The sequence below is a fragment of the Amycolatopsis sp. lyj-108 genome (genome assembly GCF_046549005.1).
GTDB lineage: Bacteria > Actinomycetota > Actinomycetes > Mycobacteriales > Pseudonocardiaceae > Amycolatopsis.
On record NZ_JAJPWQ010000003.1, the window covers coordinates 638,245 to 656,106 of the forward strand.

General features: G+C 71.0%; 16 protein-coding genes. 11 read left to right on the top strand and 5 right to left on the bottom strand.

Translation table 11 applies throughout. The features are described from left to right. The first annotated feature begins 32 nt into the window (after positions 1 to 32). Both metK and ACLJO0_RS14665 read left to right on the top strand, forming a co-directional pair. The gene (gene metK / locus ACLJO0_RS14660; RefSeq protein WP_370310842.1) at positions 33 to 1,247 is read left to right on the top strand and encodes a methionine adenosyltransferase; all 1,215 of its coding nucleotides are present in this window, start codon (positions 33 to 35) and stop codon (positions 1,245 to 1,247) included. 211 nt (positions 1,248 to 1,458) lie between these two features. Then, complete coding sequence (locus tag ACLJO0_RS14665; RefSeq protein WP_410579089.1) at positions 1,459 to 3,552, top strand: primosomal protein N'; 2,094 nt, start codon at positions 1,459 to 1,461, stop codon at positions 3,550 to 3,552. 72 nt (positions 3,553 to 3,624) lie between these two features. Here the strand turns inward: ACLJO0_RS14665 and ACLJO0_RS14670 are convergent, their stop codons facing one another. Further along, positions 3,625 to 5,004, bottom strand: coding sequence for a hypothetical protein (locus ACLJO0_RS14670; protein WP_410579090.1), 1,380 nt, complete (start codon positions 5,002 to 5,004; stop codon positions 3,625 to 3,627). Positions 5,005 to 5,101: 97 nt separating this feature from the next. Between ACLJO0_RS14670 and ggt the strand changes: the two genes are divergently transcribed. From ggt to ACLJO0_RS14690, 4 genes are all read left to right on the top strand, one after another. Further along, positions 5,102 to 6,913 (top strand): gamma-glutamyltransferase, encoded by a 1,812-nt coding sequence (gene ggt, locus ACLJO0_RS14675; RefSeq protein WP_410579307.1) that lies wholly within the window; start codon positions 5,102 to 5,104, stop codon positions 6,911 to 6,913. A gap of 204 nt (positions 6,914 to 7,117) precedes the next feature. After that, entirely contained in the window at positions 7,118 to 8,044 is a 927-nt protein-coding gene (gene fmt, locus ACLJO0_RS14680) for a methionyl-tRNA formyltransferase (RefSeq protein WP_410579091.1), read from the top strand. Continuing rightward, a complete protein-coding gene (locus ACLJO0_RS14685) occupies positions 8,041 to 9,477 on the top strand; it encodes an RsmB/NOP family class I SAM-dependent RNA methyltransferase (protein WP_410579092.1) in 1,437 nt (478 codons plus the stop codon). The genes fmt and ACLJO0_RS14685 overlap by 4 nt, the downstream gene beginning before the upstream one ends. Next, positions 9,474 to 9,980, top strand: a complete 507-nt coding sequence (locus ACLJO0_RS14690) for a flavoprotein (RefSeq protein ID WP_410579093.1) — start codon at positions 9,474 to 9,476, stop codon at positions 9,978 to 9,980. Before ACLJO0_RS14685 ends, ACLJO0_RS14690 begins: the two co-directional genes overlap by 4 nt. On the opposite strand, the gene ACLJO0_RS14695 is transcribed toward ACLJO0_RS14690, so the two are convergent. The 3 genes from ACLJO0_RS14695 to ACLJO0_RS14705 all read right to left on the bottom strand — a co-directional run bounded on the left by ACLJO0_RS14695 (position 9,977) and on the right by ACLJO0_RS14705 (position 13,068). Continuing rightward, positions 9,977 to 11,101 (bottom strand): serine hydrolase domain-containing protein, encoded by a 1,125-nt coding sequence (locus ACLJO0_RS14695; RefSeq protein WP_410579094.1) that lies wholly within the window; start codon positions 11,099 to 11,101, stop codon positions 9,977 to 9,979. The two genes, ACLJO0_RS14690 and ACLJO0_RS14695, sit on opposite strands and share 4 nt — an antisense overlap. Before the next feature lie 75 nt (positions 11,102 to 11,176). Then, the gene (locus tag ACLJO0_RS14700; protein WP_125793786.1) at positions 11,177 to 11,836 is read right to left on the bottom strand and encodes a response regulator transcription factor; all 660 of its coding nucleotides are present in this window, start codon (positions 11,834 to 11,836) and stop codon (positions 11,177 to 11,179) included. Beyond that, positions 11,833 to 13,068 carry a sensor histidine kinase gene (locus tag ACLJO0_RS14705; protein ID WP_410579095.1) on the bottom strand — a complete coding sequence of 412 codons (1,236 nt, stop codon included), beginning with the start codon at positions 13,066 to 13,068 and terminating at the stop codon, positions 11,833 to 11,835. Before ACLJO0_RS14705 ends, ACLJO0_RS14700 begins: the two co-directional genes overlap by 4 nt. A gap of 146 nt (positions 13,069 to 13,214) precedes the next feature. On the opposite strand from ACLJO0_RS14705, the gene rpe reads away from it, so the two are divergent. From rpe to ACLJO0_RS14730, 5 genes are all read left to right on the top strand, one after another. Continuing rightward, positions 13,215 to 13,883, top strand: a complete 669-nt coding sequence (gene rpe, locus ACLJO0_RS14710) for a ribulose-phosphate 3-epimerase (RefSeq protein ID WP_125784002.1) — start codon at positions 13,215 to 13,217, stop codon at positions 13,881 to 13,883. A gap of 112 nt (positions 13,884 to 13,995) precedes the next feature. After that, positions 13,996 to 14,619: a riboflavin synthase gene (locus tag ACLJO0_RS14715; RefSeq protein ID WP_125783662.1), complete on the top strand. Its 624-nt coding sequence runs from the start codon at positions 13,996 to 13,998 to the stop codon at positions 14,617 to 14,619. Between the two features lie 53 nt (positions 14,620 to 14,672). Continuing rightward, positions 14,673 to 15,947, top strand: coding sequence for a bifunctional 3,4-dihydroxy-2-butanone-4-phosphate synthase/GTP cyclohydrolase II (locus ACLJO0_RS14720; RefSeq protein WP_199748986.1), 1,275 nt, complete (start codon positions 14,673 to 14,675; stop codon positions 15,945 to 15,947). Next, positions 15,944 to 16,450, top strand: coding sequence for a 6,7-dimethyl-8-ribityllumazine synthase (ribH, locus tag ACLJO0_RS14725; protein WP_396566352.1), 507 nt, complete (start codon positions 15,944 to 15,946; stop codon positions 16,448 to 16,450). Before ACLJO0_RS14720 ends, ribH begins: the two co-directional genes overlap by 4 nt. 17 nt (positions 16,451 to 16,467) lie before the next feature. Beyond that, a complete protein-coding gene (locus ACLJO0_RS14730) occupies positions 16,468 to 16,911 on the top strand; it encodes a PH domain-containing protein (protein ID WP_410579096.1) in 444 nt (147 codons plus the stop codon). Positions 16,912 to 17,072: 161 nt separating this feature from the next. Here ACLJO0_RS14730 and ACLJO0_RS14735 read toward each other — a convergent pair whose 3' ends face one another. Further along, a complete protein-coding gene (locus ACLJO0_RS14735; protein WP_410579097.1) occupies positions 17,073 to 17,852 on the bottom strand; it encodes an exodeoxyribonuclease III in 780 nt (259 codons plus the stop codon). Positions 17,853 to 17,862 lie beyond the last annotated feature (10 nt).

The window sequence follows — 17,862 nt, forward strand, 5'->3', positions numbered from 1 at the left end:
ACTTTCTAGGCATCAGACGTCTAGGTGAGGGAGTGACGGGCACCGTGACCGCGTCCACGAGCAGACTGTTCACATCGGAATCGGTGACTGAAGGTCATCCCGACAAAATTTGCGATGCCATCAGCGACTCGATCCTGGACGGCCTGCTGGCCAAGGACCCGCGCAGCCGGGTGGCGGTCGAAACCCTCATCACGACCGGGCAGGTGCACGTCGCCGGCGAGGTGACCACCGAGGCCTACGCGGACATCCCGACCATCGTCCGCGACGTGATCCTGAAGATCGGCTACGACTCCTCGGCCAAGGGCTTCGACGGCAACTCCTGCGGCGTCAACGTCGCGATCGGCTCCCAGTCGCCGGACATCGCGCAGGGTGTCGACACCGCGTACGAGTCCCGCGTCGAGTCCGACGAGGACGAGATCAACCGCCAGGGCGCCGGCGACCAGGGCCTGATGTTCGGCTACGCCTGCTCGGACACCCCCGAGCTGATGCCGCTGCCGATCGCGCTGGCGCACCGGCTCTCGCAGCGGCTGACCCGGGTCCGCAAGGACGGCGTGCTGCCGTACCTGCGTCCGGACGGCAAGACCCAGGTCACCATCGAGTACGCCGGTGACCAGCCGGTGCGGCTCGACACGGTGGTCGTGTCCACCCAGCACGCGGACGGCATCGACCTGGAGCAGATGCTCGGCGTCGACGTCCGCGAGCACGTGGTCGCCCCGGAGATCGCCGAGCTCGGCCTCGACACCTCCAACGTGCGCCTGCTGGTCAACCCGACCGGCCGCTTCGTCATCGGCGGCCCGATGGGCGACGCGGGCCTGACCGGCCGCAAGATCATCGTCGACACCTACGGCGGCATGGCCCGCCACGGTGGCGGCGCGTTCTCCGGCAAGGACCCCTCCAAGGTGGACCGCTCGGCCGCGTACGCGATGCGCTGGGTGGCGAAGAACGTCATCGCCGCCGGGCTTGCTTCGCGCGCCGAGGTCCAGGTCGCCTACGCGATCGGCAAGGCGGCCCCGGTGGGCCTCTTCGTCGAGACCTTCGGCACCGAGACCGTCGACCCGTCGAAGATCCAGGCCGCCATCACGGAGATCTTCGACCTGCGTCCGGCCGCGATCATCCGCGATCTCGACCTGCTTCGCCCGATCTACGCGCCGACAGCCGCGTACGGCCACTTCGGCCGTCCCGAGCTGGATCTCCCGTGGGAGAGCACGGCGCGGGCCGCGGACCTGAAGTCGGCCGCCGGCGCCTGATCCGTTCCGTGAAGGCCTCCTTGCCTACCTTGAGGGTAGGGAAGGAGGCCTTCACTACGTTCCGGACCGATGCGGGGCCGCGGTACCGGAGGTACATGGGCCCTTCACGTCACTCCGCGGCGAGAGGCGCCCCAGCACCGCGTGCGATGAACGGACCGTTCATCGCACGCGGTGACTGGCAGTGGCGACAGAGTCTGGTAGAGATCACCGGGTGAGCAGCAGTCCCGAACCGACCCCGCTGTGGGACCTTCCGGAGCCTCCGAAAGCCGAGCCGGCGCGGAAGGCCAAACCGTCCCGCGCGAAAACCGCCAGCCGCCGCGGCGCGCAGAATCCCGCGCCCGAGAACCCGGTGGCGCGGATCGTCGTGGACATCCCGCTCACGCACCTCGACCGCACCTTCGACTACCGGATCCCCGAGAAACTGCACGAAGCCGCCGTGCCCGGCTGCCGGGTGCGCGTCCGGTTCGCGGGCCAGCTCGTCGACGGGTACCTCGTCGAGCGTGCCGACACCACGGAGTTCACCGGGAAGCTCGCGTACATCGACAGGGTGACCTCCAGCGAGCCGGTGCTGCCTCCGGCGCTGCACACGCTCTGCCGATCCGTCGCGGACCGGTACGGCGGCACGCTCAGCGACGTCCTGCGGCTCGCGATCCCGTCCCGGCACGCGAAAGTCGAGGCCGAGCCGCCCGCGGAGCCCGCGTCGACGCCGGAACCGCCCGAAACCACGGCTTGGGAGCGGTACCAAAACGGCCCCGCTTTCCTGGAGGCCGTCGCGGAACGGCGTCCGGCCAACGCCGTCTGGCAGGCCCTGCCGGGTGAGGATTGGCCGCGCCGCCTCGCCGAAGCGGCCACCGTCACGGCCGCAGCCGGACGCGGGGTCGTCATGGTCGTTCCCGACCACCGCGACCTCACTCGGCTGTACGACGCGTGCGCCGAACTGATGGGCGCCGATTCCGTGGTCGCGTTGATCGCCGGGCTGGGGCCGGCCGAGCGGTATCGCCGCTGGCTCGCGGTGCTGCGCGGCGCGGTGCGGGTCGTCGTAGGCACGCGCGCGGCGATGTTCGCGCCGGTCGCCGATCCCGGCCTGTTCGTGGTGTGGGACGACGGCGACGACGTCCACCTCGACCAGCACGCGCCGTATCCGCACGTCCGCGACGTGCTGATGGACCGCGCGCACGCCGCGAAGGGGTCCATGCTCGTCGCCGGTTTCGCGCGCACCGCGGAGGCGCAGTTCCTGGTGGAATCGGGCTGGGCGCAGCCTCTCGTGGCGGCCCGCCCCGAACTGCGGGCCGCGGCGCCGCGGGTCACCCCGGTCGGCGAGGACTTCGACGTCGCCCGGGACGAAGCGGCGAAGGCCGCGCGCCTCCCGTCGGTCGCTTTCGAGGCGGCCCGGCAGTCGTTGGCCGGTGGATTCCCTGTCCTCGTGCAGGTTCCGCGTCGCGGATACGTCCCGGGCCTCGCCTGCGGCAACTGCCGGACGTCGGCGCACTGCCGCCGGTGCGCCGGTCCGCTTTCCCTGCCAGGCGGGCTGATCGACGGCGCGCCGAGGCCGCCCGCCTGCCGCTGGTGCGGTGTCCCCGAGACGAACTTCCATTGCGCCGCTTGCGGTTCGGTGCGCTTGCGGGCGGTCGTCGTCGGCTCCAAGCGCACCGCGGAGGAACTGGGCCGCGCGTTCACCGGATTCCCCGTGCGGACCTCGGGCGCGTCGGAGGTTTTGGCTTCAGTGCCGGGGAAACCGGCGCTCGTGGTGTGCACGCCGGGAGCCGAGCCGGTCGCGGAAGGCGGCTACGGCGCGGCGTTGCTGCTGGACGGCTGGGCGTTGCTCGGACGGCAGGACCTGCGCGCGGGGGAGGAGACCTTGCGCCGGTGGATGGCGGCCGCGGCACTGGTGCGGCCGGGGACCGAAGGCGGCCGCGTGTTCGTCGGCGCGGAGGCGGGTCTCGCGGTCGTGCAGGCGCTGGTGCGGTGGGACCCGGGCTGGCACGCGAGCCAGGAGCTGGCCGAACGGCGCGAACTCGGCTTCCCGCCCGCGATGCGGATGGCGAGTGTCGAGGGCACCCCGGACGCGGTCGCCGGACTGCTCGACGACCTCGCGCTGCCGGAGACCGGCGAGGTGCTGGGCCCGGTGCCGCTCGGGGAGGTCGACGAGGACGGCAATGCCGAACGTGAGCGGGCACTGGTGCGCGTCGCGCGTCCGGACGGGAAGGCGCTCGCCGCCGCTATCCACGCGGCCGCCGCCCGCCGGGACGCGCGCAAGGCCTCCGAGCCCATCCGGATCCAGCTGGACCCGCTGGAGCTCATCTAGCCCCGCAATTCGGCACCTGGTTGCGATCCTTGCGCGTGCAACGATCGCAACCAGGTGCCGAATTGCGTGGGGTCAGAGGGTCGTGCCGGGGGTGGCGAGGACGTCGGCGCGGGGCGAAGCACCCGGAGCGGGCGTAGCCGCCTTCGCGGCGGAGCCGCCGAGAGCGGCGGTGAGCAGGGTGACGATCTGCGAGGAGATCGCCGCCCGCCGTGCCTCGAAGTCGGCGTCGGTCAGCGCCGAAGGATCGGCGGGCGTGCCGAGGACGGGCGTGTGCAGGTGCCCGCCCGCGATCCCGTCCAGGCCGAGTCCCGTCCGCAGCCGGTTGCTTCTGAACATCGATTCATTCGACAGATAATTTCCGCCGCCGCCGGAAGCGGCGATCTCGCCGGGCTTCGGCGCGTCCGTCCGGCAGACCGCCGTTCCCGTCCCCGGGTTGCCGCTGTCCGGCCAGACGCAGAACGCCTGGTTGTACAGCACCTGGTACGCCCCGGCGGGCGCGGCGAGCATCTTTTCGTACGGCAGCGTGGTTTCGATGAACTGGACGGCCGGCTGCGGCCAGCCGGCGGCGGGCGGGACCGGACCGCGGACGGGCTCGTCGAGGTTGTCCGGCGAGCCACCGCGCCACGCACCGGCCCAGCGTTCGATGTCGAAGCGGCCGGGACGCCCCTGGCTGATCGTCATGATCAGCTCCGGGCGGCGGAAGCGGTCCTTGAACGCCTGGCCGTAGGCCGCCTCGACGATGCCGGCGTCGAAGTAGCTCCACACCACCGGGAGCGACACGGCCTGCACCAGCGCGGGCCCGGTCGGCGTCTGGATCACCTTGCCGTCCAGGTGCAAAGCGGCCGCGCCCGACGGGTTCGCGATGCGGACGCCCGCGCCGTTGAGGGTGAACGGGTCGAACCCGCTCACCAGCACCCGGCGCAGTTTGGGGCCGGCCGGGAAACGGGAGTCGTCGAGGCCGCGGGCGCCGACGTCGAACGTCTTCAGCAGTTCGGCGCGGGTGGGCGCGGACAGCGGGAAGCGTGGCGTCCACTGGCGTAGTGCCTTGCTCATTTGCAGGCGTGCCCAGTAGAGGGGCCGGTCGTCGGCCTTGTCGATGCCGCCGAGATCGGGACGGCGGCCCTGCGCGCGGTCGACGGCGGTCCGCCAGAGCCCGTCACCGGCGGTCTCCGCGAGCTTCTCGGCGCGCAAAGCGGTCTTCGTCGCGCACAGGCGGGCCGTGAAGTCGGAGACGAGCTTGTCGAATCCGGCGAGCCGGACGAGTTCCGGGCCGACCGCCGGGCCACCGGACGGCATGGTCGCGGTGAGCCGCTTCTCCTCGACGGTGATCGCGGCGGAGTCGTCGAAGCAGGCACGCGCGCCTTCGGCTTGGGCGACGCCGGGGACCGCGAGGACGGGGAGGGCGATGAGCAGCGGAAGGAGCACGCCCCATCGCCTGCCGGGAGTCTTCATGGACCGCATTCTTCTCATCGAGGCCGGGCCGCACTACCGACGTTCGCAGGTCTGGCCGGGTCTTGTCCGGGGTGGACAGGCGGGGCAGACTCGCGCCATGGCCGCGCACAGAAGCACTCCGGTACGCATCACCGCAGTCACCGCGATCGCCGCCCTGGTCGGCACAGCCGCGCCGGGTATCGCGGCCGCCGCACCACCGACACCCAAGTCGCCGACCGCCGTCGGCTATCTGGGCGCGGTGTCGAGTATCGACGCGGACGCGACCGCGATCGGCACGAAGATCCTGCGTGAGGGCGGCAACGCCGTCGACGCGGCCGTCGCGACGGCCGCCGCGCTCGGCGTCACCGACCCGTTCTCCGCCGGGTTCGGCGGTGGCGGCTTCTTCGTCTACTACGACGCGCGCACCGGCAAGGTGAACACCCTCGACGGCCGCGAGACCGCGCCGTCGACGGCGAACGAGAACCTCTTCGTCGAGAACGGCAAGGCGATCCCGTTCCCCGAAGCCGTCACCAGCGGTTTGGGTGTCGGCGTGCCGGGCACTCCCGCCACCTGGGACGAAGCCCTGCGCAAGTGGGGGACCAGGTCGCTGGCGAAGGCGGTCAAGCCAGCCGAAGACCTCGCCCGCAAGGGTTTCACCGTCGACCAGACCTTCAACACCCAGATCTCGAACAACGCCGCCCGCTTCTCGGCGTTCCCGTCGACCCGGTCGCTGTACCTGCCAGGCGGGGCGCCGCCCGCGGTCGGCACGACGTTCAAGAACCCCGACCTCGCCGGCACGTACGCGCAACTCGCCGCGAAGGGCACTGACGTGCTCTACCGCGGCCCGATCGGCGCCGACGTCGTCGACACCGTGCGGAAGCCGCCGGTCGACCCCGCGTCGACGCTGAACGTGCGTCCCGGCGACATGACGGCGGCCGACCTCGCCAAGTACCGCGTCGTCGAGCGGAAGCCGACCAAGACCCGGTACCGCGGCCTCGACGTCTACGGCATGCCCGCGCCGTCTTCGGGCGGGCTGACCGTCGGCGAGGCGCTGAACATCCTCGAGAACACGAAGCTCTCGAAGCTGGAGAAGGCCGACTACCTGCACTACTTCCTGGAGTCGACCCGGTATGCCTTCGCCGACCGTAACCGGTGGATCGGCGACCCGGCCTTCGTCGACGTCCCGGCGAAGGAACTGATCAGCCAGAAGTTCGCCGACAGCCGCGCGTGCCTGATCGACCCCGCGAAGGCCGGGACGAGCCCGGTCGCGCCCGCCGACCCGCGTAAGCCGACGCCGTGTGTCGCGGGGACGAACGCCGCGCCGACGCCGTACGAGGGCGAGAACACCACGCACCTCACGGTCGCCGACCGGTGGGGCAACGTCGTCGCCTACACGCTGACCATCGAGCAGGAGGGCGGGAGCGGCATCGTCGTGCCGGGCCGCGGGTTCCTGCTCAACAACGAACTGACCGACTTCTCCTTCACCCCGGTGACGCCGGGCGTCCCCGACCCGAACCTGCCGGGCCCGGCGAAGCGGCCGCGTTCGTCGATGGCGCCGACCATCGTGCTCGACCACGGCAAACCGTTCCTCGCCGTCGGCTCGCCCGGTGGCGCGTCGATCATCACCACCGTGCTGCAGATTCTCACCGGCCGCATCGACCGCGGCCTGAACCTCGTCGACGCGATCGCCGAACCGCGCGCTTCGCAGCGGAACTCGGCGGCCGCGCAGGTCGAGCAGGCGTTCCTCGACCAGACCGAGGTGCTCAAGGCGCTGAAGGCCAAGGAGCAGGGCTTCTCGACGGCGCCCGCGGAGATCGGGGCGGCGACCGGTGTCGAGCGGCTGCGGGACGGCCGGTGGCTCGCCGCCGCCGAACCGACCCGGCGGGGTGGCGGCTCGGCGGCCGTGGTGCTGCCCTGGCCACCCAGGTAGGTCGTCGCTCGCGAAGGCCTCTTTCAGCTCTCTCGCGTGCTAGGAACGGTCCTTTCCTTGCAAATTTTGCAAGTAAAGGACCGTTCATGGCGCTCGCCGGAGCGCACGGGGACAGCGAGCGCGCCCCGGCGGCGGGGCCCTTCTAGACTGAGCGGCGATGTTCGCCCAGTCAGAGGTACCCGTCCCCCCGGCGGAGGTGCGTTGATGCGCCTGGTCTTCGCCGGCACCCCCGAACCCGCCGTCCCGTCGCTGCGGGCGCTTCTCGCGTCCGAACAGCACGAGGTCGTCGCCGTGGTGACCCGTCCGGACGCGCAGGCGGGCCGTGGCCGCCGCGTCGTCCGGTCCCCGATCGGCGCGCTGGCCGACGAGCACGGGATCGAGGTGCTGACCCCGCCGAAGGCGAGCGATCCCGCGTTCCTCGCCCGGCTCGCGGAGATCGCCCCCGACGCGTGCCCGGTGGTCGCGTACGGGGCACTGCTGCCCCAAGCCGCGCTGGACATCCCGGCGCACGGCTGGGTCAACCTGCACTTCTCGCTGCTGCCCGCGTGGCGCGGCGCCGCGCCGGTCCAGGCCGCGATCCGCGCCGGGGACGAGATCACCGGCGCCTCGACCTTCCGTATCGTCAAGGAACTCGACGCGGGACCGGTCTACGGCGTGATCACCGAGCAGATCACCGACGGCGACACCGCCGGGGAGCTGCTCGCCAGGCTGGCGGAGTCCGGGGCGAAGCTGCTCGTGTCCACGATGGACGGAATCGCCGACGGCACACTGCGCGCGGTCGAGCAGACCGGTGACGGCCTGAGCTACGCGCCCAAGGTGACCGTCGAGGACGCGCGCGTGTCGTTCGCCGACCCGGCCACCGCGGTCGACCGGCAGATCCGCGCGGTCACGCCGGAACCCGGCGCGTGGGCGGAGTTCCGGGGCGAGCGGCTGAAGCTCGGCCCGGTGACGGTCGTCGACGAGCCGGGGCCCCCGCCGGGCGAGCTGGTCGTGGAACGCAAGCGGGTCCTGGTCGGCACGGCGTCGAAGCCGGTGCGGCTGGGCGAAGTGCAGGCGCAGGGGAAGAAGCGGATGGCGGCCACCGATTGGGCGCGCGGTACGAGGATCGAACAAGGAGAGCGCCTGCAGTGAACGAGCGTAGGGAACGCCGGCCGTCGAGGCCGGAGCGAGGCCGCCCGGGCCCGCGTAAAGAGGGGCCCAGCCGCCCGCCGCAGATCGACCCGGCCCGGCAGGTCGCCTTCGACGTCCTGCGCGCGGTCCGTGAAGACGACGCGTACGCGAACTTGGTGCTGCCGCAGCTGCTGCGCAACCGCCGGATCTCCGGTCGTGACGCGGCGCTGGCCACCGAACTGACCTACGGCACCTGCCGCGCGGTCGGCATGCTGGACGCCGTCATCGAGGCCTGCCTCGACCGGCCACTGGCCAAAGTGGACGCCATCGTGCTGGACGGGCTGCGGCTCGGCGCATACCAGCTGCTGCGCACCCGTATCCCCGAGCACGCCGCCGTCGGGTCCACTGTGGACCTCGTCCGCGCCGAAGTCGGTTCCTGGATCGCGGGTTTCGTGAACGCCGTGCTGCGCTCGGTGTCCGAAAAGGACGAAGAGACCTGGCTGAACGAGCTGGCGCCGGACGAGGCCGTCGACCCGATCGGCGCCTACGCGCTGCGGACGGCACACCCGCGCTGGGTCGCGCGTTCGTTCGCGGAAGCCTTGGGGGACAAGGGTCCTGAGCTGAAGGCGGCCCTCGAGGCCGATGACGACCGTCCCGACGTCCACCTGGTCGCCCGGCCCGGCGAGATCAGCGCCGACGAACTGGCCGCGATCACCGGCGGCGACGTCGCCCCGTACTCGCCCTACGGTGTCCGGATGCCCGCGGGCTCCGGCGACCCCGGCGACATCGAGCCGATCAGGGAAAAGCTGGCCGCCGTGCAGGACGAGGGCAGCCAGCTGTGCGCCGTCGCCGTCACGAAGGTCCCGCTGACCGGCTCCGACGAGCGCTGGCTGGACCTGTGCGCCGGTCCGGGTGGCAAGGCCGCACTGCTGGGCGCGCTGGCGTCGATCAGCGGCGCGACCGTCGACGCGGTCGAGAAGGCGCCGCACCGCGCGAAGCTGATCGAGAACGCCGTCCAGGGCCTGCCGGTGACCATTCACGTCGCCGACGGCCGCGAGTCCGGTCTCGAACCGGGCTACGACCGCGTTCTGGTCGACGCGCCGTGCAGCGGGCTCGGCTCGCTGCGGCGTCGCCCGGAGGCACGCTGGCGCCGTCAGCCCGGTGACATCTCGGACCTGACGAAACTGCAGGGCCAGCTGATCACCGCGGCGCTGGACCTGGTCCGTCCCGGCGGTGTCGTCACCTACGTCGTCTGCTCGCCGCATCTGGCCGAGACCGAAGGCGTCGTGGGGGAGACCGCGCGCCGCGCCGGTGCCCAGATCGTCGACGCGCGGGAGTTCTTCCCGGATGTCCCGCAGCTCGGCGACGGCCCGTACGTCCAGCTGTGGCCGCATCGCCACGGCACGGACGCGATGTTCTGCGCCGTCCTGCGGAAGCCGGACTCCGCCGGGTGAGCAGGGTCCTCGGCCTGGTCGCGAGCTCGTGCGGCGGACTGGACACCCGGTTCGCCGCACAGCTCGCGAAACCGGCCGCGGACCGCGGCTGGGAGCTGGCGATCACGCTGACCCCCACCGCGGCCCGCTGGCTGGAAGAGACCGGCGGGCTCGGTGACCTGGAGAAGTGCACCGAGCTGCCGGTCCGCAGTACCTCCCGGCTGCCGGGCGAACCCCGCCCGCATCCGGATCCGGCAGTGTTCCTCTTCGCGCCCGCGTCCGCGAACTCCGTGGCGAAACTGGCGCTGGGTATCGCCGACAACCAGGCGCTGACCCTGCTCGGCGACGTCCTCGGCACGCCGGGCGTCACGATCGTGCTGGGCTACCAGATCCAGGACACGCGGATGCACCATCCGGCGTGGCAGCGCCATCTCGACACGCTCGCCACCGCCGGGGTCACCACCGCGAGGCTCAGCCCGGAGGCCTCGTGGACCTCCGTGCTGGACCTGCTGCCGTCGGTTTAGCGGGCGCAGAATCCGGTGTCCAGCGCCTTGGTGAGGTCGTCCGCAACCTTGGGCGGCGCGGGATTCAGGTTCACCACGACGTTCACCCGCCTGCCGTGCGGGACGGCGCCCGACAGGTTCGCGTAGCCGACGATGTTCCCGCCGTGTCCCCAGAACGTGCCGCCGCACGACAGCGGGACGGACGCGATGCCGAGACCGTACTGCGCGCCCGGGAGCCCGACGGGCGCCGGAATGGTGCGCTGCATCTCCGCCAGCTCCGCGCGCTGCAGGAGCCGGCCGTCGACGAGTGCGCCGTAGAACCGGTTGAGATCCGCACCGGTCGAAATGAGCCCGCCGGAGGCCCCGGCGGCCGACGGATCGAATTCGGTGTAGTCGATGTGGCCGGCGGGACCCGGCGCGTAGCCCCTGGCGTGCGGATACGGCAGGCCTTCGTCGCCGCGCGACGGCAGGTAGGTATCGCGCAGGCCGAGCGGCTTGGCGATCCGGCTCCGGATTTCGGTGGCGACGGAACGACCGGTGAGCTTCTCGATCAGCATCCCGGCGATGATGTAGTTCGTGTTGGAGTACGACCAGTTCGTGCCGGGTGCGAACAACGGCGGATGCGCGAGCCCGATCGCCACCAGCTCCTCGGGTTCGGCACCGCGGTGGCGCCACTCCTCGAGGTCGAGGTCGCGGAGGTAGTTGTAGATCCCGCTGGTGTGCTGGAGCAGCTGCCGGACGGTGATCTTGGTGCCGTCGTTGCCGTTTCCCTTGACGAGCCCGGGCAGGTACCGGTCGATCGGCGTGTCCAGCCCGACCTTCCCTTCGGCGACCAGTTGCAGCACCACGACGGCGACGAAGGTCTTGGTGATACTGGCCGCCCGGAACTTCGAACCGTGCGGGAACGGCGTCCCGGTCTCGACGTTCCCGACGCCTTCGCGCTCCGACCACGTGCGCCCGGACGGGCTCGTCACCGTCGCCTGAGCGCCGGGGACGCCATCCCGCACCAGCGTTTTCAGCGCTTGATCGACCTTGTCGTGTGGTCCGCTTGCGGCGAGCGCCGGGGTGGCGGTCGTCGCGGCGAGCAGCGCGACCAGCGAACCGACGGCGATGACCTTCTTGCCTGGCAAGGATTTTCGCATGGTTATCAAGCTAGGGACGGTCGGGTGCGGTAGCCATGGGGCAGACCCCACGCCGGACCGGGGGTCTGCCCCACCTCACCGCAGGCTGTGCCCCGGCGCGACGACGCCGGTCTCGTAGGCGAACACCACCGCCTGGCTGCGGTTCGCCGCGCCCAGTTTCCCGAAGATGTTGCCCACATGGGTCTTGACGGTTTCGAGGCTGATCACCAGCTCGGCCGCTATGTCCACATTGGACATCCCGGTGGCGATGAGCCGCAGCACCTCGGTCTCCCGTTTCGTCAGCGAGGACGGCCGGGGAGCGAGGCCGGACGGCGCCGGGCGCGCGGTGACCATCCGCCGGATCGCGTCGGGGAACAGCAGTGTCTCCCCGGCGGCGACGGTGCGGATGGCGTGCGCGAATTCCTCCTTGCGCGCCCGCTTCAGCAGGAACCCGCTCGCCCCGGCGAGTAGCGCGTCGTAGACGTAATCGTCGTTGTCGAACGTCGTGATCACGAGGACCTTCGGCGGTTCGGCTGTCCCGGCCAGCACCCGCCGGGTCGCCTCGATCCCGTCGACTCCCGGCATGCGCACGTCCATCAGGACGACGTCGGGACGCGTCCGCCGCACCAGGCCGACCACCTCGCCGCCGTCGCCCGCCTCGCCGACCACCGTCAGATCCGGCTGGTTGTCCAGCAGCGAGCGCAATCCGGCGCGCAGCAGGGGTTCGTCGTCGACGATCAGGACGCGCAGTGTCATGAGTGCGACCGTAGCGGGATCGTGGTCACCAGCCGCCACAGCGGTTCCCCGTCGACGGCGGGCCCCGCGACGAGCTCGCCGCGCAGCGCTTCGACACGTTCGGTGAGCCCCGGCAACCCGTTGCCGCCACGGCCGGAAACGGCCGCGTGCTCCACGAGCGGGTTCACGATCTCGATCCGCAGCGCGTCGGCGAGGACCGCGACCCGCACGGAAACCGGGCCGGGATGGGCGTGCCGCAACGCGTTCGTCAGTCCTTCTTGGACGATCCGGTACGCCTCCCGCGAAAGGGTCGCGGGCAGTTCCGCGGCGGGGCCGGTCAGCTCGTAGTCGATCACCGCTCCGCCGGATCGGGCGCGTTCGGCCAGCGTCGCGGCCTCGATGAGCCGCCGTTCGGGTTCGCGGGACGACCGGTCCTCCCGCAGCAGGCCGAGTACGTGGTCGAGGTCTTCGAGCGCCGCCCGTGAAGACTCCTCGATGGTGCCCAGAGCCTTCCGCACCAGCTGCGGTTCGGAGTCGACCAGTTCGGCGGCCGCGGCGGCCTGGATGGTCGACGTCGTCAGCGTGTGGCCGATGGAGTCGTGCAGTTCGCGCGCCAGCCTGTTGCGTTGCTCGAAGTGATTCGCCCGGACCTCGGCCGCGGCGACGCGTTCGGCGGCCGAGGGGCCCAGCAGCGCGACCGCGCTGTACTGGAACAGTTTGGTGAAGCCGGCGAGGACGTACGCGATCACCACGAGCGTGAAGAACCCGATCGGCAGTGTCCACGCTCCGGCGATGCCGGGTTCGATCGTCACCTCCTGGCCGAAGATCGCGATGGGGCTGCCGCCACCGCCCGCCCACACCAGGGTCAGGACGAATCCCAGGAACAGGAAGCAGCCGAGGCCGAACAGCACCCAGCCGAGCGCGGTGTGCACGACCAGCCATGCCGCCGAGCGCCGGCGCTCCGGCCAGGCGATCTTCGTATTCGGCAGTGGCTGCGCGATCCGGGTGCCCAGCATCTGGTTCGCGAACCAGATGCCGACGCGCCGCATCGGTCCCGGCAGCCCGGCCAGCGCGACCAGGACACCCATCGAGAGCATCCCGTAGACGAATTTCAGCCGTACGTCGCCGGGGATCAGCACGGCGGGGATGAGCGCGATCGGGAACGGGATCGCGGTGATCGCCATGCCGAGGAAACCGAACGGCACGCTCCGGTAGCTACCGATCCGCACCAGCGGTTTGAGGGGGTTGACCATGACTGGAACGCTATTCGCCCCGGCCGTGCGCGCACCTCCCACTGGGGTGCCATTTCCCGTCATCCTCAAGACCGGCGGGGCGGTCACAGCCGGTTAGCGGGCGTTAGCGGTGCCCTCCTACACTCGGGCGCGTGGCTCACCGACCTTTGATCGCACCCAGCATCCTCTCCGCGGACTTCGCCCGGCTCGGCGACGAGATCCGCGCCGTCGCGGGGGAGGGGGAAACCCGCGCGGACTGGGTCCATGTCGATGTCATGGACGCGCACTTCGTGCCGAACCTGACCCTGGGCCTGCCCGTGGTGAAGTCGCTGCTCAAGGCCACCGACGTGCCGATCGACTGCCACCTCATGATCGAGAACCCCGACAAGTGGGCCATCGGGTACGCCGAGGCGGGCGCGTACAACGTCACCGTGCACGTCGAGGCCGCGCACGACCCGATCGCGCTCGCGAAGAACCTGCGCGCCGCCGGGGCGAAGGCAGGCCTGTCGATCAAGCCGAACACGCCGATCGAGGACCACCTCGACACCCTCAAGCACTACGACACGCTCCTGGTGATGTCGGTCGAGCCCGGTTTCGGCGGCCAGTCGTTCATCGAGGGCGTCCTCGACAAGGTGCGCACGGCGCGGCGCCTGGTCGACACCGGTCACCTCAAGCTCGTCGTCGAGATCGACGGCGGGATCAACGCCGACACCATCGAGCAGGCCGCCGAGGCCGGTGTGGACTGCTTCGTCGCCGGTTCCGCGGTCTACGGCGCCGAAGACCCAGGTAAGGCGGTCGCGGCGCTGCGCGAGCAGGCGGCCCGCGCCCGCGGCTGAGCCCGCCTCTTGATCCGCCGTCGGGTCAGGAGAAGGAATCGGCCCCGATGGGTGTTGGATGAGGGGAGCACCGTTTCCAGCGGCGGTGCGAGCCAGGAGGAGGGCAGCAGGAGTGTTCACCGGCATTGTCGAGGAACTCGGCGAGGTCACCGCGGTCGAGCAGGTCCCGGACGCCGCGCGGTTGACCGTGCGGGGTCCGCTGGTGACCAGCGACGCCGGGCACGGGGACTCCATCGCGGTGAGTGGCGTGTGCCTCACCGTGGTCGCGGTGGCGGGCGGTGAGTTTACCGTCGACGTCGTGCACGAGACCCTGCAGCGCTCCAGCCTCGCGAAGGTCCACGTCGGCGACGTGGTCAACCTCGAACGCGCGACGCCGGCGGGCGGCAGGCTCGGCGGGCACATCATGCAGGGCCATGTCGACGGCACCGGCGTCTTCCTCAAACGGGACGAGCAGGGGCTCACCACGTTCGCGCTGCCCAAGAGGCTGTCGCGGTACGTGGTCGAGAAGGGGTCGATCGCGGTCGACGGCGTTTCCCTCACGGTCGCTTCGGTGACCGACGAGGAGTTCTCCGTCGCCCTGATCCCGACCACCCTCGAACTCACCACCCTCGGCCGGAACACCCCGGGTGACCTGGTGAACCTCGAGGTCGACGTGGTCGCCAAGTACGTCGAGAAGCTGGCCATGCCGCATCTGCGCGCGCAGGGGGACAATGGCGGTACGGAGGAGCGGGCGTGAGTGAGACGAGTGCGATTCCGGGGTCGGCTGATCTGACCCCCTGTGGAGGCGGGGTGGCCGTGAACGCCGATGCCATCGAGGCGGCGATCGCCGACATCAAGGCGGGCCGTCCGGTCGTCGTGGTGGACGACGAAGACCGCGAGAACGAAGGCGACCTGATCTTCGCGGCGGAGAAGGCCACGCCGGAACTGATGGCCTTCATGGTGCGCTACACCTCGGGTTACGTCTGCGTGGCGCTGACCGAGGCCGAGGCGGACCGGCTCGACCTGCCGCCGATGTACCACACGAACCAGGACCAGCGCGGCACCGCGTACAGCGTCACGGTCGACGCCGCCGAGGGCATCACCACCGGCATCTCCGCGGCCGACCGGTCGCATACCGTCCGGTTGCTCGCCGACCCGGCGTCCAAGGCGTCGGATTTCCGGCGGCCCGGCCACGTGGTCCCGCTGCGCGCCAAGCAGGGCGGCGTCCTGCGGCGTCCGGGGCACACCGAAGCGTCCGTCGATCTGGCCCGTCTCGCCGGGCTCTCGCCGTCCGGCGTGCTCTGCGAGATCGTGTCGCAGAAGGACGAGGGTGACATGGCCCGCCGCGACGAACTCGAGGTCTTCGCCGCGGACCACGACCTCAAGATGATCACCATCGCCGACCTGATCGCGTACCGGCGGCGTACCGAGAAGCAGGTCGAGCGGGTCGCCGAGGCGCGTATCCCGCTGGCGGCGGGCACGTTCCGCGCGGTCGGCTACGACAGCCTGCTCGACGGTATCGAGCACATCGCGTTCGTCTACGGCGAGATCGCCGACGGCGAGGACATCCTGGTCCGCGTGCACTCCGAATGCCTCACCGGAGACGTCTTCGGCTCGCTGCGCTGCGACTGCGGCCCGCAGCTGGAAGCGGCACTGGAAGCGGTGGCCAAGGAAGGCCGCGGCGTCGTGCTCTACATCCGCGGCCACGAGGGCCGCGGCATCGGGCTGCTGCACAAACTGCAGGCCTACCAGCTGCAGGACGCCGGCGCGGACACCGTCGACGCGAACCTGCAGCTCGGCGTCCCCGCCGACGCGCGGGACTACGGCACCGGCGCGCAGATCCTGTGCGACCTCGGCGTCCGCTCGATGCGGCTGCTGACGAACAACCCCGCCAAACGCGTCGGGCTGGAGGGCTACGGCCTGCGGGTCACCGGGCGGGTGTCGCTGCCGATCTCGCCGAACCCGGAGAACCTGCGCTACCTCAGGACCAAACGCGACCGGATGGGCCACGACCTGTCCCAGCTGGAGCATTTCGACCAGGTCGGCGCCGAGGTCGACCAGGGCAACGGAGGTGGCAAGCGGTGAGCGGCGAAGGCCGTCCGGACGTCGAACTCGACCTGTCCGACTGTAAGAACATCAGGCTCGGCATCGTGGCCACGCGCTGGCACACGAAGATCACGAGCGCGCTGCTGGACCGCGCCCTCGCCGCGGCCAAGGCGGCCGACCTGGAGGAAGAGCCGACGGTCGTGCGCGTCGCGGGCGCCGTCGAACTGCCCGTCGCCTCGCAGGCGCTGGCCCGCACCCACGACGCGGTCGTCGCGCTGGGCGTGGTCATCCGGGGCGGGACGCCGCACTTCGAGTACGTCTGCGACGCGGTCACCGCGGGCCTGACCAGGGTGGCGCTCGACGAGAGCACCCCGGTCGGCAACGGCGTGCTCACCTGCGACACCGAGCAGCAGGCCCTCGACCGGTCCGGGTTGCCCGGCTCCGTCGAGGACAAAGGCTACGAAGCGACGGTCGCCGCACTGGACGCCGCGCACGCGCTGCGGAACCTGCGCCAGCCGTGGACCGAGCGGGGCTTCGTGTGAGCGTCGAGGCGGATGTGATGACGAAGTCCGAGGTCGTGGTGCTGCGGCCCCGCCGTGCCCTGGTGATGTGCTCGGTGCTGGCGGTGATCCTGCTGGCGACGTTCGTGGTCGTCGCGGTGCTGCTGCGCGGCTCGGACACCGGCGTGATCTTCCAGCCGTCCGACCAGGCGGCGATGATCGGCATCGGCGTCCTGCTCGCCGCGGGCACGATGCTCTTCGCGACCGCGCGCGTGAAGGCCGACGCCGACGGCATCGAGGTCCGGAACGTGCTGATCACCAAGAAGTTCGCGTGGAGCGAGGTGCTTTCGGTGAGCTTCCCGGACGGTGCCTCGTGGGCGCGGCTGGAGCTGCCGGACGACGAGTACTACTCGGTCATGGCCGTGCAGGCGGTGGACCGGGACCGGGCGGTGGCCGCGGTGCGGGCGCTGCGGCGGCTGCACAAGGCGGCCTGGGAAGGCTGACGCACTCTCTCTAGCGTGCGGGTGGGGCTGTCACGTACCGCGGTCGGCCACGGACTCGGGTCAGCGTAACGCCGCGGGCGGCTGCCATGAAAGGTCCTTTCCTTGCGAAATTTGCAAGGAAAGGACCTTTCATGGCGTTCGGGGCAGGGTCCCGCAAGCGCTCAAAGCGAAAGATCCACCACGATCGGCGCGTGGTCCGAGGGTCCCTTCCCCTTCCGCGCGTCACGGTCCACATAGGAATCCGTCACCGCGCCCGCCACGACGGCGTCGGCGTACACGAGGTCGATCCGCATTCCCTTGTTGTTCGGGAAGTTCCCCGCCCGGTAATCCCAGTACGTGAACGGGTGGTCGTACTTCAGCGGCCGCGGGAAGACGTCCGACAGCCCGAGGTCGCGCAGCGCGGCGAGCGCCTTTCGCTCCGGCTCGGTCACGTGCGTCGATTCGGCGAACACGCCGATGTCCCATACGTCCGCGTCGGTCGGCGCGATGTTGAAGTCGCCGAGTACCGCGAACGGCAGTCCGCGCGCCTGCTCCTCCCGTACGGTCGCCTCCAGCGCCGAGAGCCAGGCCAGTTTGTAGCCGTAGTGCGGGTTCTCCAGGTCACGCCCGTTCGGCACGTACACCGACCACAGCCGCAGCCCGCCGCAGGTGGCGCCGATCGCCCGAGCATCGGCCTTGTCCTCGAAGGTGGGCTCGCCGGTCAGGCCGCGCGTCACGTCTTCCAGGCCGACGCGGGACACGATCGCGACGCCGTTCCAGCGCCCGATGCCGTACGCGGCCGTCTCGTAGCCCAGTTCCTTCACGGCGTCGACGGGGAAGGCGTCGGTGCCGCTCTTGAGTTCCTGCAGGCACAGCACATCCGGTTGCACCGAGCCGAGCCAGTCCACGACCCTCGGCAGCCGGGGCCCGATCGAGTTCACGTTCCACGTCGCGATCCGCATGCCCGCGAGC